A 25,505-nucleotide genomic window follows, 5' to 3' on the forward strand; every position below is an offset into this window, starting at 1 on the left:
AATGTTACCTTAAGAATAAAAAATAAATAAAACACAAAATACTGAAAATCAACTAAATAAAAACAAATTTTTAATTGATTATTTTAAATAAGATGAATATATTTAAAAATGATACATTCAAAGAAAACGATTAAGTTCTAAACTCCTTTGGAGACAAATTATATTTATTTTTAAATGATGTAGAGAAGTAATTCGGCGTCGAAAAACCACAGGAATAAGCAATTTCAGAAACAGTTAATGTAGTATTTTTCAGCAATTCCTTGGCTTTTTCCAGTCTAATATTGTTGATATAATCGCTAATGTTGATATTGAGCAGTGCTTTCATTTTTCGATATAGCTGAACTCTTGAAATATTTAAATGTTCAGCTAATTCTTCTACAGAAAATGATGAATTATCCAAATTTTTAGAGATTAGATCGTTGATTTTTTTAATAAAATCCCTGTCCTGTGCGCCAAATCCAAGCTCTTCAACTTTATTGAGATTGTTGGTATAGTAATACCTGATCTTTTCGCGATTAAAAAGCAGCCCTTTTATTGATTCTTTTAAAACTTTTAAATTAAAAGGCTTGGTCAAAAACAAATCAGCATTGGCCTGAAGTGCTTTCACAAATGAATTGTCATCATCCTGCGCAGTAAGAATAATTGTCGGAATATGAGATGTACGGGTGTCTTTTTTTAATATTTCGCAGATTTCAAAACCGCTGAGTTCAGGTAAATTTAAATCACAGATAATGATATCGGGTATAAGATCCAAAGCCGTTTCAATAGCTTTAGTTCCATTACATTTTATTACGTTGTAATTGGGCTCAAGTTTTAAAGCTATAAAATCAAGCAGATCAACATTATCCTCTATAATTAATATTGTATGCTTTTCTTCATCTGATTTTAGTTCTTCACTACTCTGCAGATCAATATCCAAATACTCATAATCATTGCCAGTGACAAAAGTGGACTCATTATTTACAATCGAATTTGGAATTAAATGGTCTTTCCCCAGCTTGAGGGTTATAGTAAACTCTGTTCCGTTTTTAGACGAAACTTCAATTTTTCCATGGTGAAGGTCTATAAAATTTTTGGAAAGGCTCAGACCAATACCCGAACTGTTCTTATAATTATTTGATCCCTGATAAAAAGTGCTGAATACTTCCTTGATTTCATTATCAGGAATTCCCATTCCTGAATCCTTAATGCTTATTTTAAAAGAATCATCTTCAAGGCTTTTATAGATCGATACATTAATGCTGCCGTTATCAGGAGTAAATTTAAATGCATTGGAAAGCAGGTTGAAGTAAACCTTGTCCATTAGGTTTTTGTCTATGAAAGCCTCAATTACTTCATGACTTGATTTAAAAGTGTAATTTATGTTCCTTCTGGTGGCTTCACGTGCAAATTCTTTGAAGATCTGTTTTGAAAAGCTTACCACATTGGTGAGTGCGGGGTTAAAATTGAATTTTTTCTCTTCAATTTTTCTATAATCCAGAAGCTGATTAATTAACCTTAAGAGTCTTCTTGAATTATTATGGATCAAATAGAAATCTTTCTTATTTGTTTCCGCAATTATAGATTTGTCAGAAGTTACCGAATCAATAGCGTTCATGATAAGCGTCAATGGAGTTTTGAATTCATGCGACAACCCGGTGAAAAAATTCAGTTTTTCATCATTGCTGATTTTTAGCTCATCGGCAAATCTTTCAATTTCGTTTCTTTGGCTTAGAATTTTTTCGTTAGTGTCTTCCAGCAGTTTCTTTTTCCTTAAAATAGTAACAGCTGAATAAACACTATAAATAGCCAGACTTAAAATTACAAGCAGAAAGAAAGTTAGCAGTCTTGTCAGATTATATTGGGTAGTAAAAGCTATTTCCTGCTTTTTAATGGTATTCTGCTGTAATTCAATATCGGTCTGCTGCTGGGTAATTTTATCAAATTGATTAATCATAATATCAGCGTTGAGCGAATCAATTACAATGGTTGTCAATTTATTATATTTAGGCACCTTTTCTCCTTTAAGAATCGCTAGTGCTGTTTTTAACGCTTCACTTCCGCCTGTAGGATATAATATGGATGCCGCCAGAACTCCGTCTTTTACCAAATGAATACCTCCATTAGACCCGTTCAAGCCATCTACCCCTATAAATTTTATTTTTTCCTCCAATCCTTTTCGGCGGGCTACTTTCCATGCCTGGTTGGCTATATCATCATTAAATGCAAATACATAATTGATGTCAGGGTTCTTCTCCAGAAGCATTTCAAACTCTTTTTCGGGCAGCCCTCTCTTGGTTCCATCCAAACGGCCTACAACTGAAACTCCTGGAAATCTCTTTATCACTTCATTAAAACCTTGTGTACGTTCTTTTCCCGGGGAAGTATCTAAATCAGCAAAGACTTCTACTACTCTTGCTTTTCGCTTCGAATTTGAAATTAGATATTTAGCCGCCAAACGTCCCACCTCCAAATTATCTGCTCCTAAATAAGTAGTAAACTGATCTGTATTAATTTTTCTGTCCACAAGAATTACAGGAATATTTTTCTGATATGCCTTTTCAATAATTGGAGTCAATGAATCGCTTTCCAAAGGCGAAATAATGATGGCATCCATTCCCTCATCAATCATTTTCTGAATCTGCTGAATTTGTTTTTCCGAATTCCTTTCTGCATTATAAATTGTCAAGTCTACATCTGGGTAAAGTGACGCTTCCAATTTCATAGAATAATCCATAGCTACCCTCCATTGATCCCCACTTATACATTGTGAAAAACCAATTTTTTTTCGATGATCTTGAGCATTATCCCGATGACAAGATAGGCAAGCGAAAAATAAAAGTAAAATAATAATACTTTTTATCCGATTCAGCATAACATAGATCTTTTTAGACAGCAAAAAAAGCTTTGTAACAATATTAAACATAAACAACCCTAATTTTAAACAATACAAAAAATTATAACTATAAAATTTTCAATCATTTATTTAAAATATTCTATTATTACATTATTGACATTTTAATGGGTTCGAAATTAGTTTTTTTTTAATAAATATAAATATAAAATTGATGCAATACCGTACAGTTAAGTTACATTGAATTATACGAATCCTTTTATTATAAGGAAATTGTTACAAATAGAATAATAACTGCTCCAACAAAAAAATATCTTTCTAGTTGCATAATTTGTATTAGGAGAGTGTAACTGCAATTCTATTTACTGCTTTTAAGATGATTTGCTTTATTGATTTAAAATTTAATACAAATTAGAATTTTCACACATCTTCTAATGGGTTTAAAATAGATTTCTAAACCTACAGGGAAACCTATACAAACGGACTTACTTCAAATATAAAAAACATATATTACTTTAGATTTAAAAAAATGACTAAGTATCAAAAATAGATTGGAGGCAGCAATTATTGATTTGACAGTTTTACATTATTATTTGCAGGCAGGTCAGAGAATTTATAAATGATGCGATAAATTTCTTCAACATCCTTGGTTATAAAATAGTCCAATCCTTTTTTTAGTAGCCAAAATGAGAATAAAAACTCAATTTTGTATGCTCTTGGTTAGAAAGTTACTTTACAGCTCGTGCACATAGAAATGCTTCAAAATTTCTATTACCGGAGGTTATTTTACCTATTTACATTTTCAATGACAATTGCCGATGCACCGCCGCCGCCATTACAAATCGCAGCCACACCATATTTTCCATCTTCTTGTTGAAGCACTGACAGAAGAGTACAGATTATTCTTGCCCCTGAAGCCCCCAGGGGATGCCCTAAAGCTACCGCCCCACCATATACGTTGATTTTGAGAGGGTCTAGTTCTAACTCTATCTGGTTAGCCAATGCAACGGCTGCATAAGCTTCATTGATTTCAATAAAATCAATATCTTCCAATGTAAGATTTGCCCTAGCCAAAGCTTTTGGAATGGCAACAGATGGAGTTGTCGTGAACCATTCCGGTGCCTGGGCCGCATCTGCATATCCGATGATTTTTGCCAGAGGTTTCAGGTTGTATTTTTCTACCGCTTCTTTGGATGCAAGCAATAATGCAGCTGCACCGTCATTCAGATTGCTTGCATTGGCAGCTGTAATAGTGCCCCTTTCGACAAAGGACGGTTTTAATTTAGAAACTTTTTCGGGAATTATTTTATAAATGTCCTCATCTTCGGAAATGATTATTTCTCCATCTCTTTGTTTCAGATGAAAAGGAATAATTTCATTATTGAATTTTCCGGTTTTGGTGGCACGAGCTGCCTTTTCATAAGATTGCAAGGCGTATTGGTCTTGCTGTTCTCTTGTTATTTTATATTTCTCAACACAAAGTTCAGCAGCGTTTCCCATATGAAAATCATTGTAAACATCAGTCAGGCCATCCTTCAGAAGGCCGTCGACAAGGGTTTCATGCCCCATTTTGTTTATTTTGCGTTTATGGGTGTAGTGCGGCACGTTGCTCATGCTCTCCATTCCTCCCGTAACTACCACATCTTCAAGCCCCAACTGAATTTGCTGCGCTCCAAGTATCGTTGCTTTCATACCTGCAGCGCATACTTTATTGATGGTGGTGCAATCTACTTCATCAGGAATTCCTGCAAGCTTAGAGGCTTGTCTGGCAGGCGATTGCCCCAGATTTGCAGATAAAACATTTCCCATATAAACACTGTCAATGTTCTTAGAATCTATATTGACAGAATTTAAAACACCTTTGATGGCGGCTGCGCCTAATTCAGTGGCGGAAACTTCAGCAAAATTACCCAAAAAACCACCGATTGGTGTTCGTTTGGCCGCTATTATAAACACTTCTTTCATTTTAATCAAATTAAAAATTAAATTTCACGAAATACAACCGTTGAGTTGTGTCCTCCAAATCCGAAAGCATTGCTCATTGCCGTTTTAATTGTTTTCTGCTTTGCTTGGTTTAGAACTATTTGAATACGATCAGGGATTTCAGCATCAGGATTTTGGACATTGATCGTTGGTGGAATGATATTTTCGTTTATTGATTTGATAGCCAGAATGGCTTCGATTGCTCCTGCTGCTCCGAGTAAATGTCCAGTCATTGATTTTGAAGAACTTACCCATAAATTACCTGATCCTTTAAAAGTTTTGTTTACTGCATTGAGTTCGGCTATATCTCCTACAGGTGTGGAAGTGGCATGAAGGTTTAGATAGTCCAACTCAGAAGGATCTAGTCTTGCTTCTTCTAAAGCGAGCTGCATGGCTTTGGCTGCTCCTAATCCTTGAGGATGTGGTGATGTCATATGATAGGCATCGGCAGTCATCGAAGCACCAACCAATTCCGCATAAATTTTTGCCCCTCTTTTCTTTGCGTGCTCATATTCTTCCAGAATGATAGCACCGGCACCTTCTCCCATTACAAAACCATCACGCTCTTTGTCAAAAGGACGGCTTGCTATGAGGGGATCAGCATTCCTAACCGACATGGCTTTCATTGAAGAAAATCCTCCTACCGAAGCAGGGGTGATAGGAGCTTCTGAACCACCTGTAACAAATATTTTTGCTTTTCCTAAACGGATGTAATTAAAGGAATCCATTATTGCCGTATTAGATGTAGCACAGGCTGATACTGTGGTATAATTAATTCCCTGCAGACCAAATTTCATAGAAATCATTCCTGAAGCCATATTAACAATAAGTTTTGGTACAAAAAACGGACTGAACCTTGGAATGTAATTTCCTGTTACATAATTTTCTACTTCGCTTTCAAAGGTTTCCATTCCGCCTTGTCCAACACCCCAGATAACCCCAATATCAAAAGGGTCTAATGCGGAAATATCCAAACCGGAATCTTCCAATGCTTGTGAAGCGCTGTACAGTGCATACTGTGTAAACAAATCGCTGCGTTTGATTTCATTGCGGTCCAGATATTTCTGAGGCTCAAAGTTTTTGATTTCACAGGCAATCTGTGTACGGAATTTTGAAGCGTCAAAGCATGTAATAATACCTGCGCTACTTCTGCCGTTAACAGCATTTTCCCAAAAGCTCTCGATATCATTTCCTAAAGGATTGATGGTTCCCAGACCTGTTACTACGACTCTTTTCATTCGGCTTTTTTTATTTCTGTTTTAAATAAATTGGAGCTACCTTTAGCTATCAGCCTGCTCCTGTCACTGTTCCAGATTTCACATTCCGCGTTGATGAACTGTTTTCCTTTTTTTATAATCCTTGTGGTCGCAATTATAATTTCGTCTGCTTTAGCTGAAGAAAAATAATCAATTGCATTGTTGATTGTTGTATAAAAATAAGGTTCGTTCAGGGAAAACATAGTAGCACCAATGACATCGTCAATGATAGCTGCTGTTATTCCTCCATGCAGACCGCCCGCAGGATTTAACCATTCCGAACGAATTTGGTATTCAAATGCCAGTTCGCCGGATTCAGCACTTAGAATTACAGGGCTCAGCCAGCGCATAAAAGGAGAAGGGGATTCCGTAAATACTTTTCCCGTAAAGGATTTCATTTTTTCAAGAGGTGTCATATGTTATTTTTAGATATTAGTAATTATACCAATCGGTATTTTTTTAAGCAAAAAATTTTATTTCACAATCTCATCATCAACTATTTTGACGATCCTTTCCAAGATAAGAAACAGATTATCAGGCTTGTCTGAAATCTTCGAGAGTACAATTCCTCCTTCAATCATCATAATGAATAAATCTGCATACTGAGCAGTATTTATTTCTGGATTAAATACATCTTTTTTAATGCCGTCCTCTAAGATTTTAGCAATCTTCTTTCCCCAATTATCAAAAGTCAGCTTCACCCTTGCTTTCAAAACGGGCATAAGATCGTCGGATTCGGTTGCGGCATTCAGTACGGGACAGCCTCCATTTGCGAAGATTGACTTCCAGTTTACACGATAAAAATCAAAAATACCCATCAGCTGATCATAAGCATTATGATGCTCTGCGATCCAATCTGCTGTTTTTTTTGATAATTGATCGGTATTGTGCTTAAAAACCAAAAGCGCTACTTCTTCTTTATCCTTAAAATTCCCATAGATACTGCCTTTAGTGAGTCCTGTAGCAGCTGTTATATCAGATAGAGATGTCCCTGCGTATCCTTTCTTATTGAAAATGGGAGCTGTCTTTTCAATAATGAACTGTCGGGTTTGTTGTGCTTTTGTCATTGTTAGGAAAATATTGAGCAAATATACAAATAATACCGAACGGTATATTCTATTTTGTGATATTTATAACTCTTTTAAAAATTCTAACCGGATCAGCACTTGGCTGCATCATTTAAAAAGCCGATTAAAACAATGGCCAATGGTGCATCAAGGGATTTGATTTTAACGCCATGGGAATAAAACCAGCGCAATTCTGTTCTCTGCGAAAAGCTTTGCAGCAGCTTTAAGCATCAGCACCTTCAAGGCTTCTTTCCCTCGTTTTTTCTCTCAGGTGTACTCCTATCTATTAATTTTCGCCTTAGTTCACTAAGTTAAAAACAGAAATATAAAACTAAATGAACATTGTTGATTATTTATTCCACTTCAACTAAGGTTGATTAAGATTGTAGTTTTTGGCTTATATTTTTTGGATTTATTAATTTATGTGCCACCTTTGGAAAAAAGCGATTCAGGAAATAAATGGCTTTTGTATCTCCAACACGAATCGTGTAGGTATCATTTTTCAATCCTTTAATTAAAACAGTTATTAGAACATCAGGTGTTATCGATTTTCCATCCATACCTTCTGACAAATTGGTTTTTACAAGAGGCGGCGATAGTTCGAATACTTTTACATTGCTTCTGATAAAACGCAAATGCTCTCTTAATGCTTCTGTGTAAAAACGAACCGCAGCTTTGGAAGCTGAATAGGTCGTCACAAGAATCGACGGCGTATAACTTAAAATTGATGAAGTATTGATAATGGCCGCTTCTTTTCTGGATTTCAGCATATCCATAAATAGATTATTCAAAAGTACAACCCCCAAATAATTGGTATTGATCTCTGCAGCCGCTTTTTCAAAATGCTTTATACTGCTTATACCCAAATTGTCCAGGCCGTTCATAATTCCTGCATTGTTGTACAAAATGTCAATGCCTCCCAATTGGTCAATTTCTTTATATAATGCTTCGGCCGCTTCCTTATTTGAAGCATCACTTTTGATTGCTGTAACTGACGGATACATTTTTTTTGCCAAATCAAGCTTTTTCTGGTCCCTTCCTGTTATAATTACTTTAGCGCCTTCTGCAATGAACTGTTTTGCAGCCTCTAATCCGATTCCGGCAGAACCTCCTGTAATCAAAATTGTCTTACCTTTTAATTCCATGATTTTACTATTTAATTTATTATTTCTATATTTGCTTGCGAAATGCAAGTGCAAATATAAATACATTTACTTGCGAAAAGCAAGTGATTTTAAATTTATTTTATGAAAACTCAAAAAAAGAGATCAGACTGCCCAGTAAGTTTTTCACTTGAAGCCTTTGGTGACAAGTGGTCGCTGTTGATTGTGAGGGATTTGATGCTTAAAAAAAAATGTACCTATGGCGAATTGGCAAAGTCTGATGAGAAAATAGCAACTAACATTTTGGCTGCCAGACTGCTTTCATTGGAAGAAAACGGAATTATTCAGAAACTGGAACATCCTGACAGTAAAGCCAAAGTATTATATCAATTGACACAGAAGGGAATCGATTTAATTCCGATAATTATCGAAATTAATCTTTGGGCAGAAAAATATACCGAAATTCCTGAAGAAAGAAAAGAATTCCTTGCACAGATCAATGCTGATAAGGAAGGATTTATTAGAAATGCTTTTAAAGAACTTGAATCAAACCTATAGTCGGTTTATTGAGATTATAAAACTTTACGAAGATCATACGCAGAATAATTAATATGTCGAATCATTATGTTCCGTACCTCTCAACATCCTTGACTATGCTGTTTAAATAGCGTCCGATATGCTTCTTAAGGTATTTTTCTGCAAAAAGTTTGAAAAAAAATACTCCTGTCCTGGAGCGCATCTTAAATTTATAGGTAGCAGCAATGCCGCTGCGGCCATTTCCAAGATCAAAAAACCTGTATTTATATTCTATTCTCCACAGCATTCCGAGTCTTTTAGAGGTAAAATTATCTAACCGAATCGAAAAAGATCTTTCTGGGAGATAAGACACAAACTTTTGGCGGGCTGAATTACAATCATCAAAAAAAAGATACGCTGGCAGCCTGGCTTCCGGCAGGCTTCATGTCACTGATCCGGGTCCGCAATCTGCAATAAGCGGCATATCATTAAAGACTTCTAAGAGATCTTTATCTGCTATTGTTCTAAAGAGTTTTAAAACAGAAGCATTAACTGCGGCCGCAGCGTTTATCTTTACAGTATTCACAATTGCAAATAATTTAAGCCGGCGGCTAATTCTGAAAGCAAAGCCAGATGACTCTCTTGATCTAGTGCAGCCATACATCCTGTACCAGCGGCATATATTGCGGCAGTATAACGCACCGAACGAGCCTCTACAATCAGGCATTTAATATTTTCTATTGTCTCTGGCATATTTATCATTCTTAATAACATAAAAAACTTTGTTATATTAAAAAAGCTGGTGGCAGCCAGCTCTTTCCTGTCTTTCATTAAATCAACAATACAAAACCTTTATGAGATAAGGAAATGAAAAACAGTTTATAAATTATCTACAGCAGACCTGCCACTCTGAAAAATAAGCCGCCAAAACATTAATAATTTATCTTCTAAAAATAGCTTCAAGACAGCTTATGGTTCTATGCTTATTATTTCAGACATTGCTTTTTTCTCTAATTGAGCAGTAAACTTCCTAGATCTCTCCCAAGGTTCGTCTGGTCACACCAACATAGGATGCCAGCAATGTCCTGGAAACCCTTTTATCAATTTTTGGATAATCTGCTATGAATAATTCATATCTTTCTTTAAAATTAGCATACGTAGACATTATTATTCTTTTCTGAAGAAGTATATTGCTTTCAATGCTGATTTTTCTAAAATAATATTCCATTTTTTTTGAAAAAGCACACAGTTTTTCTTTATTTTCATAAGTTATACAATAAATTTCTGCATCTTCCAGGCATTTAATATCCAGATTGGCAACCTTGCCCATATTATAGGAATGACTGTCCGTAATCCAGCTGTTTTCCATCGCAAACTGGATGACATGAATTTTGCCTTTATCATTTAAATGTGACGCAAATACTAAACCGCTTAAAACAAAGTATTCATATTTTGCGGTTTTACCAGCCTGTGCTAAATATTCATCTTTCTTAAATGACTTTTTAAGGAAAAATGACTCCATCTCAGCAAATTCCTCATTAGAAATCTGTACTATCTTATTGATATGTCCTTGTAATGTCTGCTGCATATGTTATAAACAAAATAATTAAACCTCAGCTGTATTCAATGAATTTAGAAAAAACTTGTCCAGATTGAACCATTCTTTTACATCCTGATCAATAACTTCTGCTATTACAATATTGTCAAACTCGTTGCTTGCAGGATTGTACTGATAAACTTTCCGCCATTCATCAATATTTAAGACAATAGCCTCAAGAGCCTTACAGATGAAAACAAGCTCTTCGTTTGTCATCGTTGGATGAAGTGAAATTCTTACCCAGCCCGGTTTTTGGGTTAGATTTTGTTCTAGAATTCCTTTTGTAATTGAATTTGATTTTTCCTCATCAATATCAAACAGAAAATGGGCATAAGTGCTTGCGCAGGACCATCCTCCACGAACCTGAATACCAAAACGGTCATTGAGTAATCGTACTATTAAATTGTAATGGATATCCTGTACTGTAAAAGACACACAGCCGATTCGTTCTGTCTTTAAATCCCCTAAAATCGTAACGCCTTTTATTTTATGAAGCTCTGAAAAACAAAGATCCAGTAATTCTTTTTCCCTGTTTTTCATTTTTTCAATTCCCATTTTATCTTTCAGTTCCAGACATAAAGCCGTACGGATCACCTGAAGAAATCCGGGAGTTCCACCATCTTCTTTTACTTCGATAGCATCACTGTAATGATAGCCTCCCCATGGATCGGTATATTTTACATTGCCGCCGCCTGGATTATCAGGAAAGCTGGATTTATACAATTCTTTTTTAAAAACCAAAATACCGCATGTCCCCGGACCTCCGAGAAATTTATGAGGAGAAAAGAAAACAGCATCCAATTCTTCTTCCGGGTCTTCAGGATGCATATCGATTTTGACATAAGGAGCCGACGCTGCAAAATCAACAAAACAATAACCTCCATTCTGATGCATGATTTTTGCCAGTTCATGATACGGTGTAATAATTCCCGTAACATTCGAACAAGCCGTAAATGACCCAATTTTAAGAGATCTGCTACCGTACTTTTTGATTTCTTCTGCTAATATTTTGGGGTCTACCAAATTATCATCGCCACAAGGCAAAACCACGACATCAGCAAAAGTTTCATACCACGGAACCTGATTGGAGTGGTGTTCCATATGTGTGATAAAAACAACCGGCCTCTCGTCGTTAAAATTTAATTTTACACTATGAATATTGTCCTGCGAACGCAGCCCCATGATGCGCTGCAGTTTATTTAAAGCTGCTGTCATTCCTGTCCCGGTCGCTACAAGACAATCTAAATCATTGGCATTTACATGCTTTTTAATTAATTCTCTGGCGTGCTGATATGCGTAAGTGGACGCTTTTCCGGTATGGCTTGAAAAGGAGTGTGTATTGGCAATCATCGGACCAACTTTTCCAAGCATAATATCTTCAATAGGAAAATACAATCTTCCACTGGCAATCCAGTCGGCATAAAGAATTTTCTGTCGTCCGTAGATTGATTCGAAACTATGATTCAAACCAACAGTATTTTCCCTGAATTCAGAAAAATATCTTTCCAGTTCACTTGGTTTTGTTTTTAGGATAGTATCCATTTTTTTGCTCGTTTATAAATATTTATTTTTTTAGTTTTTGATTTCGCTTTGCAGCAATTGTAATATTAAATAAAGAGCTGCTGGCAAAACAGCTCTTTGGGGTCTTTCACATAAAAACTTGCTTACTAATTCAGATTTTAAAATGATACGCTGAAAGACAACTATTAAATTTATTTTCATTATAATCTTTACCTGATCACGGACGGTACTAAATTGATTTAAATATCTGGGTCAGCTCTCTACTAAAGGGTTAGTTTATACAGCTACATCCATTTAAAAAAAAAATATGTTTTTGTATTCATCACAAAAATATGTTTTCTAAATTATTCAAACAGTGCCTTTTGTCACATTTCATGAAGGGTTTTTAAATACGAAGAATATCTATTTTATAAGCAGAAAAACTGAAATATGTATCCTAATAAAGTTAGAAACAAAATATCCCACCAGCATTGCACCTGATCATTTCCTTTACCACAATATGACTAAAAAAAATAGAAATAATTATCCTGAATTAAATAGACTTTTTAATTTCCAACCCCGACTCTTTGTCAAAAACAACCATAAACTCAAATCCCGTTTTGTTTTTTTTAATCGTCTCGTTTTCAGATTCTTGGTAAAAAGACTTCAGCCATCATGCATCTGGCACTTCCACCCCCGCACGCTTCTATAGTATCAAGACTTGAACTCAGAATTTTAGCATGACTTTCCAACTGCTCAAGCTGCATTAGAGTCAGACTTTGATGTGCTGAAGAGCTCATTACAACATACCGCTTATCATCCACGGCCCTGACCTCCAGCATATTTCCAGCGAAATTATTTACTTGATCCTCGGTAATTAAAACAATCTCTTTTTTGTTCTCTTTTAGATTAGCAAGCACCATTTCCTTTTCCTTCGGATCATCGATGGAATCTACGCAGACTACAGCAAAAGTTTCCCCTAAGCACATCATTACATTGGTATGATATATCAGTTTGCGTTCACCGCCGACTGTTTGAAAAGCCTTAAAAATGACTGGCGTATAGCCAAAATCTTCACAGAATTCTAAAACTATCAATTCATCTGCCCTGGGAGACAAAGCGCAATATGCTTTTCTGTTTGCTCTGTCAAGAAGCAGACTCCCGGTGCCTTCGAGATAAATACCATGGTCCTCGGCAGCTGTATAATCCACTACATTATTAATTTCAAATCCCTTCTCCTGCAACAGGCTTAAAATATCCTCACGTCGTTCTCTGCGACGATTTTCTGCAAACATTGGATAAAGCGCTATTTCTCCATTTTCATGAAATGAAACCCAGTTGTTTGGAAAAATACTGTCTGGAGTATCTGTCTGCAGATTATCATTAACCACTATAACATCAATGCCAGCGGCTCGGAGTTTCTCTGCAAAGGTGTCGAATTCCTGCTGCGCTTTGGCATTTACAGTGCCCGGTGAGAGTCCATCCAATACTTTTTGGTAATAATTATTTACAGCCGTCTGTTCATTCATTCTGAATGCTACGGGACGAATCATTAGTACAGAATTAGTTGTCTGTCTCATATTTATATTTTTTTTGTTTCAAGTTTTTTAAACTTAAATCAATTTTTATTCTCTGATTAGTGGAAGGGTCGAACACCTCAGCAAGCCCTCTTGTTTTGCAATTTCTGCATAGGGAATCTCTTCAACAATAAAACCTTTTTCACGAAGCCAATTGTTTAATCTAGTGAAATTCCTTTCAGACACAACAACATTTTCATCAATGGAAAATACATTTGAAAACATGTGGTACATCTCATTCCTTTCAATGTGGAATAGGTTTTCTTCACCGAAAAGATCAACTAAATAAAGATAATCAGCTTCTTCACGGAAACCTCTTTTATAGATAATTCCCTTATTCTTACCAACAGGCTGAAAACAGCAGTCCAGATGCAGGGCATTATCACGCGCTTCAAGTTTTGATTTTACCAGATCAAACTCTTTAACAATTTTATTGGGAAATAATGATTTGATATAATTTACACCAGCCATATTGGTTCTTGCTGTGATATAATCTTTGTAATCACGACCCTTGTAAGTTCCAATGAAAATATGATCATTCCAGAGCATCACGTCACCTCCTTCTATATGAACTTCCTCTGGTGGTCGTACTACTTTTAAAGGAGAAATTTGTTCAATTACATATTGAATAGCATCAAGTTCTCGTTCTCTGTCCGGCAGAATATTAGATTTTACAAAAACATCATCAATTACAAAGCCGATATCTCTGGCAAAAATCTGATTATAATTTTCAATCATTTCCGGACGATAAACCTCAACATCATATTTTTGCAAAACAGCTTGAAAAGCATGTATTTCAGCAGCCATATCCTTTTCTACTGGATATGTGCCAGCAGCAATATGCTCCAATGACTTAGGATCATAGGCTTCTTTTATTGTTGGAGTCGGCCCATTATTGACAGCAGTTCCCAAAACAACCGCACGAAGTCTTGATGTTTCGTTTTTTATGTTTAATTGCATCATGTCTGATTATATTATGCGCATATCCAAAAAAGTCTTCATAGTCAATTTCAAATATACTTTTTGTATTAATCTTAATATTTAAACTTCTAACTTTCTACGGCTATAACCTTCTTTGTTTTCCTTTTACCATCAAAAAAATACAGTTGCAACTGCCATTTTAAATCCTGAAAATATAATTACTAACTAAAAAATACAATACTTTTTTTGCCTGCAAGAGATAAGAGCTTCCTATTGTTGTCATTGAAATGTAAATTTATCCAGCAGAAAAACAATATTTAATTAAGTGCAGCATAAATAACAATCAAACGGATTACTCTTGCAGGCAAAATAATGTACTAACCTAAGAACGGATATCTGTAATTTTCTGGTGTAACAAAGGTTTCTTTAATTGTTCTTGGAGAAACCCAACGCAACAAGTTTAATACAGATCCGGCCTTGTCATTGGTTCCAGATGCTCTTGCTCCTCCAAAAGGCTGTTGCCCAACAACGGCTCCGGTAGGTTTGTCATTAATATAGAAATTACCCGCAGCATTTTCTAATGCTTTCATGGCATATTCTATAGCATAGCGATCCTGGCTTATAACGGCTCCTGTCAATGCATATTCAGATGTGGAATCAACTATGGCTAGTGTTTCTTCCCATTTAGAATCTTCATAAACATAAATAGTCAGCACTGGTCCGAATAATTCAATTTTCATTGTTGGATATTGAGGGTTCGTCGTTACAATAACAGTCGGCTCAATAAAATAACCAACAGATTTGTCGTAATTCCCACCGGCAATAATTTCGGTATCACGATCTTTTTTTGCCTGATCAATAAATCCTGCCAATTTATCAAACGAACTTTCGGAAATTACGGATGAAACAAAATTAGCTGTGTCTTCAGGTGAGCCCATTTTCATTGAAGCCAAATCAGCTTTTAACAAACGTTTTACTTCAGGCCAGATTGATTGAGGGATATAAGCTCTTGAAGCTGCTGAACACTTTTGCCCCTGATATTCGAACGCGCCTCTTGAAAGTGCCGTAGCAACCTGAGCCGGAACTGCTGAGCTATGTGCTACTACGAAATCTTTACCTCCAGTTTCACCGACAATTCTTGGATACGTTTTATACTTAGCGATATTTTGACCAATTTTCCCCCAGATATCATTAAATACGCGGGTTGAGCCTGTGAAGTGAACTCCGGCTAAATGAGGACTCGCAAGAACTGTTTCAGAAATCATTGCAGAATTACCATAAACCACATTGATTACACCATCTGGCAAACCGGCTTTTTTGAAAACTTCTACAATTACATTCGCCGAGTAAATTTGTGCCGCACTTGGTTTCCAGATTACAACATTACCCATTAATGCTGGAGCGGCTGGCAAATTTCCTGCAATTGCTGTAAAGTTAAATGGTGTAATGGCATATATAAAACCTTCAAGAGGCCTGTGCTCTAATCTGTTCCAAACTCCATCCGAAGAAACGGGCTGCTCTGCATAAATCTGGGTCATGAACTGTGCATTGAAACGCAGGAAATCTATAAATTCACAAGCAGCGTCTATTTCCGCCTGGTGCACGGTTTTTGCCTGAGCAATCATAGTTGCAGCATTTATCTTTGCACGGTAAGGTCCGGCAATCAATTCAGCCGCTCTTAAAAAGATTGAAGCTCTGTGCTCCCAAGATAAGTCAGACCATTTCTTTTTAGCTGATAAAGCCGTAGTAATAGCTGTTTCAATATGTTGCTTATCAGCTTCATAATAACGTCCCACTACATGTTTGTGATCAAAGGGAGGATTAATTGACTTGGTGCTTTCTGTACGGATTTCTTCTCCTCCAATATATAGAGGAATATCTACGGTTTCATTGTACATTTTTTTAAAAGCGGCTAAAACTTCTTCTCGCTCAGAACTTCCAGGCGCATAAGACTTAACCGGTTCATTAATCGCTTTTGGGATATTGTAAATTCCGTTTGGCATAATATTTAAATTTGATAGTTAGATGACTAATGAATAAAGTGTGCTTAAAGGCTAAATGAATAAAAATCTTTCTAATGATGATATTTAAAGCATTTTTATTCATCATCAAAATTTTAGATATTGGTTTAATTGTGCTGTAAAAAGAATACTATTCTCATAAAACAACATAAAAATCACTCTTTAGAAGCCAAATATCTCTCCGCGTCAAGAGCGGCCATACATCCTGTTCCCGCGGCAGTAATTGCCTGACGGTATACATGATCAGCAGCATCTCCGGCTACAAAAACACCATCTACATTTGTTTTAGACGTTCCAGGAGTATTAATAATGTAACCTGTTTCGTCAAGCGAAATGTAATCTGCAAAAATATCAGTATTTGGTTTGTGGCCAATAGCTACGAAAAATCCGGTTGCAGGAATTTCAATAACTTCACCATTAGATTTATTCAAAGCTTTGATGGAGTGGACAACGTTGTTATCACCCAAAACTTCAACTGTATCGTGACTCATCAAAATTTCAATATTTTCCGTTCTTCGTACCCGTTCTTCCATAATTTTCGAAGCTCTGAATTTTTCGCTTCTTACCAGCATGGTTACTTTTTTACAAAGTTTAGATAAGTAATGTGCTTCCTCACAAGCTGAATCTCCTGCTCCAACAATAACAACTTCCTGATTTCTGTAGAAAAATCCGTCACACACTGCGCAGGCAGAAACCCCGCCTCCCATGTTCAAATAGTGCTGTTCTGATGGCAATCCTAAATATTTAGCTGAAGCTCCTGTTGAAATGATAACAGTTTCACAGTGCAATTCAATTGAATCGTTAATCCAGACTTTATGAATAACTCCTGAAAAATCAACTTTAGTGGCCCAGCCATCGCGGATATCAGCACCAAAACGTTTAGCCTGATCTTGTAACTGAACCATCATTTCCGGACCTGTAACACCATCAACATAACCCGGGAAATTTTCTACTTCATTTGTTGTAGTCAGCTGGCCTCCAGGCTGCATCCCCTGATATAAAACCGGATTCATATTTGCTCTGGCGGCATAAATAGCCGCTGTGTAACCCGCAGGGCCAGATCCAATAATAAGGCATTTAATATTTTCGATTATATAGGACATATTTTACTGTTTATTATAATATTAAAATAAAAAGAACTGCTGGCAGACAGCTCTTTTCTTGGTTTTGGTCTTTGCATTTACATGGCTTGTACAAATTATTAATTCTAAGAAATAAAGTATGCAAAAGACAATTTTTAAAATCTGTAAGCAGATCTGCCACTCTGAAAAATGAATGGTCTAATAATTCAATTAATTTTGTAACAGCTTTAAAATCAATTATAAATTACAACTCAATATTATTTGATGTTCTTCTTTTACCCCGTAATCTTAAAAAAAGACTTCATGTTTATTCTCTGAGACTAAATTATAAACTATAAATTGTTCATTATGTGCTTTTGGTCACAGTAATTGAATTATTGTAACTATTTTTAATAATGCCAAAATCTTAGCATAATAACATTTGTTCCTTAATAAATTAGATAATCCAACAGTTGTCACTTTCATAGATAGAAAACACTGTCCGCTTATATCACATTAAAAATGATAGTTTTCAAAACAAATGGCTTTGCTGGCGTTTTGCCGGCTGGTAATGCTGCGATTGTTTTCTTCATTTATAGCCGCGTGAGCTGCAGCAAGCCTCGCTATCGGCACTCGATAAGGAGAACAGCTAACATAGTTTAGACCTTCATTGTGACAGAATTCCACGCTGCCGGGCTCTCCCCCATGTTCCCCGCAGATTCCTATTTTAAGATTCGCACGACCCGCCTTTCCTTTTTTTATAGCCATAGTAATCAGCTGTCCAACACCCTCCTGATCTAGAATCTGAAAGGGATCATGTTTTAAAATGCTTTTTTCCAGATACATTGGCAGAAATTTCCCAGAATCATCACGTGAATATCCATAGGTCATTTGTGTTAGATCGTTAGTTCCAAAAGAGAAAAATTCAGCATGCTCAGCAATTTTATCGGCAATAAGCGCCGCTCTGGGAACTTCGATCATTGTACCTAAAAGATATGGAATGCGATCATCATACTGTTCAAAAACTTTCTCCGCAGTTTGATTAATTATTTTTTTCTGCATCTTCATTTCTTCAACCGTACCGGTAAGGGGAATCATTATTTCGGGAAGACTTTCAATACCCTCATATTTTATGTGCAATGCGGCTTCCAAAATCGCGGCAGTCTGCATTTCTGAAATCTCTGGATAAGTGGTTCCCAGCCTGCATCCCCTGTGCCCCATCATAGGATTAAATTCGTAAAGAGATTCAATTTTTTTCTTAATGATCTCATGTGGAATCCCCAGTTCATCTGCCAGTTCCTTCTGAATTTTTTCATCATGGGGAACAAACTCATGCAGAGGCGGATCAAGAAGTCTTATATTTACCGGTAAGCCGTTCATTAACCGGAATATATCTTCGAAATCCTTTCTCTGCATAGGCAGCAGTTTTGCGAGGGCCTTCCTGCGTCCAGCTTCATTATCTGCAAGTATCATTTCGCGCATAGCCATAATTTTATCATCATCAAAAAACATATGCTCGGTCCTGCAGAGTCCAATCCCTTTGGCCCCAAATCTTAAGGCTGTCATAACATCCATTGGGGTGTCTGCATTTGATCTGATCTGCAGACGGGCATGTTGATCAGCAAGATCCATTAATTTTTCAAAATCTCCGCTGAGCTGCCCTTCCGATGTTTTAAGTTTTCCTTTGTATATTTTTCCCGTTGATCCATCCAGTGAAATCCAGTCTCCCTGTTTGAATGTTAAGTTTTCAGTCTGAATAGTCTGCTGTTTGTAGTCAATTTTGAGGCTTTCGGCACCGGCAATACAGCATTTCCCCATTCCTCTGGCTACAACTGCTGCGTGAGAGGTCATACCGCCTCTTGCAGTTAGTATACCCTGAGCGGCAACCATTCCTTTAAGGTCTTCGGGCGAGGTTTCCATACGAACCAAAATAACATTTTCGCCCTTTGATGACCAAACCTGGGCATCTTCTGTAAAAAATACAATTCGTCCCGAAGATGCGCCTGGTGATGCAGGGAGACCTTGTCCAATGCAGCAGGCTTTAATGATTTCATCCTGGTCAAAAATGGGATGCAGGAGCTCATCGAGTCTTTTTGGATCAACCCTTAAAAGTGCTGTCTTTTCGTCTAATAAATTTTCGTGCAGCAAATCAACAGCCATCTTTACCATGGCCGTCCCAGTTCTTTTGCCATTTCTGGTTTGGAGTATCCAGAGCTTGCCTTCCTGCACAGTAAACTCGATATCCTGCATATCCTTAAAATGTAATTCCAGCATTTGGGCACATTCAGCCAGTTCCTGATAAATTTCCGGCATCATTTCTTCCAAAGATGGAAAATCTCTGCATCGGATATCTTCGCCGATGCCCGATAAAGATGCCCATCTTCTTGAACCTTCAGCTGTAATCTGCCGGGGTGTCCTTGTGCCGGCAACCACATCTTCTCCCTGAGCATTGATCAAAAACTCACCATTAAAGATTTTCTCACCGGTACTGGCATCTCTTGTGAAGGCAACACCCGTTGCAGAATTTTGCCCCATATTACCAAAAACCATAGCTTGAACATTAACCGCAGTTCCCCATTCCTGCGGCAAATTGTTCAGTTCCCTGTAATATACAGCTCTTTCATTCATCCAGCTTTCAAATACCGCAGAAACTGCACCCCAAAGCTGCTCCCACGGATCATTTGGAAAATCTTTTCCTGTAGACTTTTTGACCAACTGCTTAAAGCTTTTAGATATATTTTTTAAGTCTTCAGCATTGAAATCGTTATCACTCTGATAGCACTTTTGTTTTTTTTCCTTCTCTAAAATTTCTTCAAATGGATCTGTAAAATCTCCGGCTTCAGCTCTGATGTTCATCACTACCCTGCCGTACATCTGTATAAATCTCCTGTACGAGTCCCATACGAAACGAGCATTGTTTGTTTTTTTTATCAGCCCTTCAACAATATTTTCATTAATTCCAAGATTTAAAATGGTATCCATCATCCCCGGCATAGATGCTCGCGATCCTGAGCGCACCGAAACAAGACATGGATTCTCGGCATCTGAAAACCTGGTTCCTGTGCGTTCTTCAATAAATTTAATTGAAGCCGTTACTTCATTCTTAATAATACTTATGAGTTTGTCTTGTCCCTCTTCAAGATAGATTTTGCACATTTCGGTTGTAATGGTGAATCCTGGAGGTACGGGAATTCTAAGCAAATTCATTTCGGCAAGATTGGCCCCCTTACCACCTAGAAGATTTTTCATTTCGGCATTTCCCTCTGCCTTTTTATCACCGAAAATAAAAACTGTTTTAGTTAAATTACCCATGTTTTTTTTCTTTTTTTTGATTTTAAATAATTTTACGAAATCGATATAGTGATTTAGGTAAAAAAAAATACATGAAAAAAATTGGCGGCTAAGACTCAGCAGCCAGCAAATCCAAAAATCAGCGGCATGATAAACTGCATCTGGCTTTATTCAAGTATAAATTAATGACACGGCAAAGTTATAATATGCGGATCGGGCATTCTGTACCTTTTGTCACATTCGATAAAGGAAATCAAAAAATGATCAATAACACACTTGATTTATATCAATTAAATGGCTCTTTTTTGATAAACTGCTTCCTAAAAAATAGATTAAAATTCTTAGGAAAGCAGTTTTTTTATGATGCTTTTCAGTAGCGCACATTTATTTCAATACCAATACTGGCAGTTAAATAAAATGGTAGAAATTATTCGAACAAAAATGGTAAATTTATTGATCCTCCTTGAAGGGCAGCCTTTGACTGCAGAACATTCACATATACTGATTCAGACAAAATCAGCAGAATAATTATTTGCAGATTATACATTTACAGTAACGGTTATAACAGTTACAAAATAATTCAAATGATATTGAATTCAAATTTTTCATAATTAAACATTCTGAAAATGAAGTCTAAACATAGAATCAAAAAATGCTAATACACCCAATATGGACTGCCTTTGAAAATCAAATCTAATCCGTCGGTAATCAAGTGCGCTATCTCTGGGCGCTTACTTTTTAAATGGTAGAGATGGAATAAAATTTGATCTAAAAGCTGCTTACTTTCCAAATCTATCAATAGTTCGATAATTTCTACAGCAAGCAGCCAGTCATTCGGATGCTTGTCTTTGAGTACATTAAATATTGCTTCAAGATCGGTTAAACAGCCCGAAACGTCAACTGCTTTACTGCTTCGAACGCTTTTAACTTTTGCATATAAATCTTCCAACTCATTTCCTTCCTCGGTCTTTTGGGTCTTTATGGTTTTAGTGGCAGGAACTGTGCATATCAAATCAAAACTGCTGTTATCAGCCGGTCCGGAAAACGCTGAAACAATTTTTTTACCTACCGCCATATCATAAATCCCCCAATCGGGCTGAAACAAAACATTTTTTTCATGCGTAACTGTGCAATTTCTAAAACTGATGAGAATAATTTTTCCGTGAACGTTCCTTGTTCCCGTTATTATTTCACCCTGGACAATGATATTGCCTTCAAATTCCAGTTTTACAATTTCATTCTCCACTATATTATACGCTTTAAGATCCTTTGGGCTCATATCCTCAATTGCCAAATTAATACCTTTTAATTTACCTATTGGACTGCCAAAACCATCAGAATGAATTAATTTTCCATGCCCTACCAACTCTTTTTCACGATAAGACAGCGCCGTTTCACCAGTGGTATTAAAATAAACTGGTTTGCCGCCCTTTGACAGAACGCTGGTAAAAGTGCCTGAAATCTGCAGTCCTGTAGTTAACTCAATTGTACCTACAGCACTGGAGCTTATAAGCTTATTAATTCCTGAAAGCCCGCCAGTTCTCAAAGCCATTTTGTCGGCAAATTCTTCTAATACATAACTTAAGTGGGAGAAGTCAGGAGTAACATAGAGCTGCGGCTGTAATGTTGTGATATCAAAACTTTGATAAGCAGCAGAAATATCGTAGGGAATTTTCTTTACATGCTCACTCATGCACAATGCGCTTTCCCCAATTGATGAAAGAAGTCCAGCTCCATAAATCTTAGGATTTTCAACAGAACCTATCAGGCCATACTCAACTGTCCACCAATGCAGGTTTCGGATTTGTGCCATTTCAGATAATTCACCCATATTATTTTGAAGCTCCGCTACTGCCCTCTCTGCATCATCAATCTTTTCCTGAGAGGTTCCTTCAGCTTCTTTCAAAATGGAAAGCAGGCGGATAGCCTCATACATCTGATAATCCTTATGTGATGAGATAGCTTTACACCCAATTTCCCCAAATCGTCTCAAATATTCAGCATACTCAGGGTTGGCAATTATTGGAGCATGACCAGCACCCTCATGAATTATGTCAGGCGCCGGCGTATATTCAATATGCTCCAACTGCCTGATGTCAGATGCAATAACCAATACCTTATACGCTTGAAATTCCATAAATGCATTGGGAGGAATAAAGCCGTCAACCGCTACTGCTGCCCAGCCTATCTCGGCAAGAATTCGGTTCATTCCATACATGCTGGGAATGGAATCTGTCTCGATGCCCGTTTTTTGCAAACCATCCAGATAAGAATAGTGAGCAACTTTTGACAGATAATCTACATTCTTCCGCATAACATAACGCCACACAGCCTGGTTAACTGCTGTGTAATCGCTGTAATTCTGTGGTTTTATAAATTGTCTTAAATGTTTTGGAAGTTTTTCAATTAATGGATTCTCCTCTATCAATGAATTCATATAATGTGCTTTATTAAATTATGAGATTTTATTAAAAAATCAACTGCCCTGAATTAACTATATCCAGCATTTTTCTGCTGAGCGGAAAACGGGCTTAAAAATAATATAATCCAATATTACTCAGTGTGTCTTTAGTCACAGTTGCATCTTATTAATTCTTTCTCAAATATTTATGCTAAATATTTTATTTGGTAAGTTTCAGATTTCTGGATTTTTTTATCTTATCAACTTAAGCGTTAAAAGAAAATATCTTTTTTAATTAACTCATAACAGTTACACTTTCATTGATCATTTTAAAAGAAAATTCTTAATGAAAAATATATTCTATTTGCAATAAACCTAAAAAGTCATTTTATTATTAACTTTTGGTTAAATTGCACCAATATTTGTCAATCAAAATGATTATTACTGACGCCGAAATACTTCAACGCCTGAAAAAAGGGGATAAAAAGGCATTAACAATACTTTATGATAGTTATTGGAAACCTTTGTTTGCCTCCTCATATCTTTTAATTAAAGACAGAGAATTGTGCGAGGAAATTATACAGGATATATTTATTGAAATTTGGAACAGGCGTTCGGATCTTCAAATTAAAGTTTCTTTCAAAAGTTATTTATATGCCAGTGTACGCTACAAAGTTTTTGCAGAATTTAGAAAAAACAAGCCTGAAAGGGTTGAGTTATACGACGATATCAATGCAAGGTTTCAGTATGCTACACCAGAAACCCGAATGATTCACGAAGAGCTGGAACAGCATGTAAGACTTGTTGTGGAAAACCTGCCTGAAAAATGCCAATTAGTATTTAAACTAAGTAGAAATGAGCAGCTGAGCCACAAACAAATTGCAGAGCAGTTAGGCATATCTACCAAAACGGTGGAAAATCACATTACCAATGCGTTAAAGATATTGCGAGATTCATTAGGAAATGCACTTGCAATAGAAATTATACTTCATTTTCTGCGCTAATCGTTACATTATACGTAAATAAAAAATTAGCAATAAATTCGGTAATTATCCATAAATAATTTACTACAATAAACCCTTTTAATATAAAATTATCCTCAAATTAAAAAAAAGTTTACTTTTCTTTAGGGGATACACCTTTTTATACACACTCTACTAATATACACTATAATGAAAAAACAAAAATCAATGGATACTAACTATAACAAACAGGATTTTCAAGAATTGATTGAAAAGTATCTGGATGGTAAAATATCTTTAGAAGAAGTCAAACTGCTTGTCAACTATTACCATAGTTTTAAGCTTGAAAATGACTGGGTGGATGAACTGGGCGCAGAGGAGCCGATTAAACACAGAATGCTAATAAATATTTTGGAGGCAATTCAGGATGAAGAACCTCAAGAATCAAAAATTATCAGCCTGCTTAAAAGCAATATTTTTAAATATGGTGCTGCTGCAGCTATTTTACTTTTTGTTTTTTTTAATGCAGTTTACAATTCAAATAGTTTACAAGTACAGAAACCAGCTCAAACAATTGTTGAAAATAATACAATTCAAATTGGTTCAAACAAGGCTACTTTAACCACAGAGGACGGAACAGAGATCATTCTTGAAAAAGGAAAATCATATTCATCAAAGAATCTGTCAAGCAATGGCGAAAAGTTGGTTTATAATAAAACAGATGAGTCTGCAAAAACAGTATTGTATAATTACCTGACCATTCCCAGAGGCGGTGAGTTTTTTGTGAAACTAGCCGATGGCACCCAAGTCTGGTTAAATTCAGAATCTAAACTTAAGTTTCCGGTTTCATTTATTGAGGGCGAAACCAGAAAAGTAGAGCTGGTGTATGGCGAAGCCTATTTTGAAGTCACCCCGAGCACAGCACATCGTGGCGCAAAATTTCAGGTGTTAACCGGGATTCAGGAAATAGAAGTAATAGGAACTCAGTTTAATGTACAAGCTTATAAAGATGATAAGGTTATCAAGACTTCCCTTGTAGAAGGCAAAGTTAATGTGAAAAATAATTCCATTGAAAAAAATCTAAAACCAGGCCAGGCATCTTATTTATCTCTTGATTCTGGAAAAATAACAGTCAGCGATGTTGATATTGAAAATACCATTGCGTGGAAAAAAGGGTATTTTATGTTTAATAATGAGTCATTGGAAAGTATGACAAACATACTCTCTCGCTGGTATAATGTCGTTTTTATTTTTGAGAATGAAAAAAAGAAACATATCCGTTTTACAGGAGTGCTAAAGAGATCGGATAATATTCAAAAATTATTAAATAAGCTGGAAAAAACGAACGAAGCTTTTTTTCAAATACAGAACAATCAAATAACAATTAAATAACAATTAAATAACAATTAAACAAAG

Annotated in this window: 19 protein-coding genes; 3 read left to right on the forward strand and 16 right to left on the reverse strand. The window is 36.2% G+C overall.

Features of this window, described 5'->3' with window-relative positions:
• Window positions 1-130: 130 nt before the first annotated feature.
• From FLV_RS12020 to FLV_RS12045, 6 genes are all read right to left on the reverse strand, one after another.
• Window positions 131-2,905, reverse strand: coding sequence for a substrate-binding domain-containing protein (locus tag FLV_RS12020; RefSeq protein WP_410745962.1), 2,775 nt, complete (start codon window positions 2,903-2,905; stop codon window positions 131-133).
• Window positions 2,906-3,619: 714 nt separating this feature from the next.
• On the reverse strand, window positions 3,620-4,798 hold the full coding sequence (locus FLV_RS12025) for an acetyl-CoA C-acyltransferase (protein WP_243234090.1): 1,179 nt from the start codon (window positions 4,796-4,798) through the stop codon (window positions 3,620-3,622).
• 17 nt (window positions 4,799-4,815) lie between these two features.
• Complete coding sequence (fabF, locus tag FLV_RS12030) at window positions 4,816-6,054, reverse strand: beta-ketoacyl-ACP synthase II (protein WP_243234091.1); 1,239 nt, start codon at window positions 6,052-6,054, stop codon at window positions 4,816-4,818.
• Window positions 6,051-6,470, reverse strand: a complete 420-nt coding sequence (locus tag FLV_RS12035; RefSeq protein ID WP_243234092.1) for a PaaI family thioesterase — start codon at window positions 6,468-6,470, stop codon at window positions 6,051-6,053. Before FLV_RS12035 ends, fabF begins: the two co-directional genes overlap by 4 nt.
• 75 nt (window positions 6,471-6,545) lie before the next feature.
• Entirely contained in the window at window positions 6,546-7,139 is a 594-nt protein-coding gene (locus tag FLV_RS12040; protein WP_243234093.1) for a TetR/AcrR family transcriptional regulator, read from the reverse strand.
• A gap of 377 nt (window positions 7,140-7,516) precedes the next feature.
• A complete protein-coding gene (locus tag FLV_RS12045) occupies window positions 7,517-8,284 on the reverse strand; it encodes an SDR family oxidoreductase (RefSeq protein WP_243234094.1) in 768 nt (255 codons plus the stop codon).
• Window positions 8,285-8,386: 102 nt separating this feature from the next.
• Here FLV_RS12045 and FLV_RS12050 point away from each other — a divergent pair, with 102 nt between their 5' ends.
• Complete coding sequence (locus FLV_RS12050; RefSeq protein WP_243234095.1) at window positions 8,387-8,800, forward strand: winged helix-turn-helix transcriptional regulator; 414 nt, start codon at window positions 8,387-8,389, stop codon at window positions 8,798-8,800.
• 64 nt (window positions 8,801-8,864) lie between these two features.
• Here the strand turns inward: FLV_RS12050 and FLV_RS12055 are convergent, their stop codons facing one another.
• The 10 genes from FLV_RS12055 to FLV_RS12100 form a co-directional block, all read right to left on the reverse strand.
• On the reverse strand, window positions 8,865-9,065 hold the full coding sequence (locus FLV_RS12055; RefSeq protein WP_243234096.1) for a hypothetical protein: 201 nt from the start codon (window positions 9,063-9,065) through the stop codon (window positions 8,865-8,867).
• Window positions 9,066-9,340: 275 nt separating this feature from the next.
• Window positions 9,341-9,589, reverse strand: coding sequence for a hypothetical protein (locus tag FLV_RS12060; RefSeq protein ID WP_243234097.1), 249 nt, complete (start codon window positions 9,587-9,589; stop codon window positions 9,341-9,343).
• A gap of 199 nt (window positions 9,590-9,788) precedes the next feature.
• On the reverse strand, window positions 9,789-10,346 hold the full coding sequence (locus FLV_RS12065; protein WP_243234098.1) for a Crp/Fnr family transcriptional regulator: 558 nt from the start codon (window positions 10,344-10,346) through the stop codon (window positions 9,789-9,791).
• 18 nt (window positions 10,347-10,364) lie between these two features.
• Window positions 10,365-11,897 carry an aminotransferase class V-fold PLP-dependent enzyme gene (locus FLV_RS12070; protein WP_243234099.1) on the reverse strand — a complete coding sequence of 511 codons (1,533 nt, stop codon included), beginning with the start codon at window positions 11,895-11,897 and terminating at the stop codon, window positions 10,365-10,367.
• Window positions 11,898-12,499: 602 nt separating this feature from the next.
• Window positions 12,500-13,435, reverse strand: a complete 936-nt coding sequence (ctlX, locus tag FLV_RS12075) for a citrulline utilization hydrolase CtlX (protein ID WP_243234100.1) — start codon at window positions 13,433-13,435, stop codon at window positions 12,500-12,502.
• Between the two features lie 45 nt (window positions 13,436-13,480).
• Complete coding sequence (locus FLV_RS12080) at window positions 13,481-14,395, reverse strand: dimethylarginine dimethylaminohydrolase family protein (RefSeq protein WP_243234101.1); 915 nt, start codon at window positions 14,393-14,395, stop codon at window positions 13,481-13,483.
• 335 nt (window positions 14,396-14,730) lie between these two features.
• Window positions 14,731-16,356, reverse strand: coding sequence for an L-glutamate gamma-semialdehyde dehydrogenase (gene pruA, locus FLV_RS12085; protein WP_243234102.1), 1,626 nt, complete (start codon window positions 16,354-16,356; stop codon window positions 14,731-14,733).
• Between the two features lie 173 nt (window positions 16,357-16,529).
• Complete coding sequence (trxB, locus tag FLV_RS12090) at window positions 16,530-17,477, reverse strand: thioredoxin-disulfide reductase (RefSeq protein WP_243234103.1); 948 nt, start codon at window positions 17,475-17,477, stop codon at window positions 16,530-16,532.
• A 474-nt stretch (window positions 17,478-17,951) separates the two neighbouring features.
• A complete protein-coding gene (gene ppdK, locus FLV_RS12095; protein ID WP_243234104.1) occupies window positions 17,952-20,747 on the reverse strand; it encodes a pyruvate, phosphate dikinase in 2,796 nt (931 codons plus the stop codon).
• 634 nt (window positions 20,748-21,381) lie between these two features.
• On the reverse strand, window positions 21,382-23,163 hold the full coding sequence (locus FLV_RS12100) for an aromatic amino acid hydroxylase (RefSeq protein ID WP_243234105.1): 1,782 nt from the start codon (window positions 23,161-23,163) through the stop codon (window positions 21,382-21,384).
• 398 nt (window positions 23,164-23,561) lie between these two features.
• Here FLV_RS12100 and FLV_RS12105 point away from each other — a divergent pair, with 398 nt between their 5' ends.
• Both FLV_RS12105 and FLV_RS12110 read left to right on the forward strand, forming a co-directional pair.
• Window positions 23,562-24,131: an RNA polymerase sigma-70 factor gene (locus FLV_RS12105; protein ID WP_243234106.1), complete on the forward strand. Its 570-nt coding sequence runs from the start codon at window positions 23,562-23,564 to the stop codon at window positions 24,129-24,131.
• A gap of 168 nt (window positions 24,132-24,299) precedes the next feature.
• Window positions 24,300-25,481 carry a FecR family protein gene (locus tag FLV_RS12110; RefSeq protein ID WP_243234107.1) on the forward strand — a complete coding sequence of 394 codons (1,182 nt, stop codon included), beginning with the start codon at window positions 24,300-24,302 and terminating at the stop codon, window positions 25,479-25,481.
• Window positions 25,482-25,505 lie beyond the last annotated feature (24 nt).

The organism is Flavobacterium pectinovorum (assembly GCF_022802975.1).
Lineage (GTDB): Bacteria > Bacteroidota > Bacteroidia > Flavobacteriales > Flavobacteriaceae > Flavobacterium > Flavobacterium pectinovorum_B.

Bases quoted from the DNA above. Each gene is read 5' to 3' on its own strand.
- FLV_RS12020 (WP_410745962.1), bottom strand. From the start codon at position 2,905: ATGTTTAATATTGTTACAAAGCTTTTTTTGCTGTCTAAAAAGATCTAT.
- FLV_RS12025 (WP_243234090.1), bottom strand. From the start codon at position 4,798: ATGAAAGAAGTGTTTATAATAGCGGCCAAACGAACACCAATCGGTGGT.
- fabF (WP_243234091.1), bottom strand. From the start codon at position 6,054: ATGAAAAGAGTCGTAGTAACAGGTCTGGGAACCATCAATCCTTTAGGA.
- FLV_RS12035 (WP_243234092.1), bottom strand. From the start codon at position 6,470: ATGAAATCCTTTACGGGAAAAGTATTTACGGAATCCCCTTCTCCTTTT.
- FLV_RS12040 (WP_243234093.1), bottom strand. From the start codon at position 7,139: ATGACAAAAGCACAACAAACCCGACAGTTCATTATTGAAAAGACAGCT.
- FLV_RS12045 (WP_243234094.1), bottom strand. From the start codon at position 8,284: ATGGAATTAAAAGGTAAGACAATTTTGATTACAGGAGGTTCTGCCGGA.
- FLV_RS12050 (WP_243234095.1), top strand. From the start codon at position 8,387: ATGAAAACTCAAAAAAAGAGATCAGACTGCCCAGTAAGTTTTTCACTT.
- FLV_RS12055 (WP_243234096.1), bottom strand. From the start codon at position 9,065: ATGCTGTGGAGAATAGAATATAAATACAGGTTTTTTGATCTTGGAAAT.
- FLV_RS12060 (WP_243234097.1), bottom strand. From the start codon at position 9,589: ATGAAAGACAGGAAAGAGCTGGCTGCCACCAGCTTTTTTAATATAACA.
- FLV_RS12065 (WP_243234098.1), bottom strand. From the start codon at position 10,346: ATGCAGCAGACATTACAAGGACATATCAATAAGATAGTACAGATTTCT.
- FLV_RS12070 (WP_243234099.1), bottom strand. From the start codon at position 11,897: ATGGATACTATCCTAAAAACAAAACCAAGTGAACTGGAAAGATATTTT.
- ctlX (WP_243234100.1), bottom strand. From the start codon at position 13,435: ATGAGACAGACAACTAATTCTGTACTAATGATTCGTCCCGTAGCATTC.
- FLV_RS12080 (WP_243234101.1), bottom strand. From the start codon at position 14,395: ATGATGCAATTAAACATAAAAAACGAAACATCAAGACTTCGTGCGGTT.
- pruA (WP_243234102.1), bottom strand. From the start codon at position 16,356: ATGCCAAACGGAATTTACAATATCCCAAAAGCGATTAATGAACCGGTT.
- trxB (WP_243234103.1), bottom strand. From the start codon at position 17,477: ATGTCCTATATAATCGAAAATATTAAATGCCTTATTATTGGATCTGGC.
- ppdK (WP_243234104.1), bottom strand. From the start codon at position 20,747: ATGGGTAATTTAACTAAAACAGTTTTTATTTTCGGTGATAAAAAGGCA.
- FLV_RS12100 (WP_243234105.1), bottom strand. From the start codon at position 23,163: ATGAATTCATTGATAGAGGAGAATCCATTAATTGAAAAACTTCCAAAA.
- FLV_RS12105 (WP_243234106.1), top strand. From the start codon at position 23,562: ATGATTATTACTGACGCCGAAATACTTCAACGCCTGAAAAAAGGGGAT.
- FLV_RS12110 (WP_243234107.1), top strand. From the start codon at position 24,300: ATGAAAAAACAAAAATCAATGGATACTAACTATAACAAACAGGATTTT.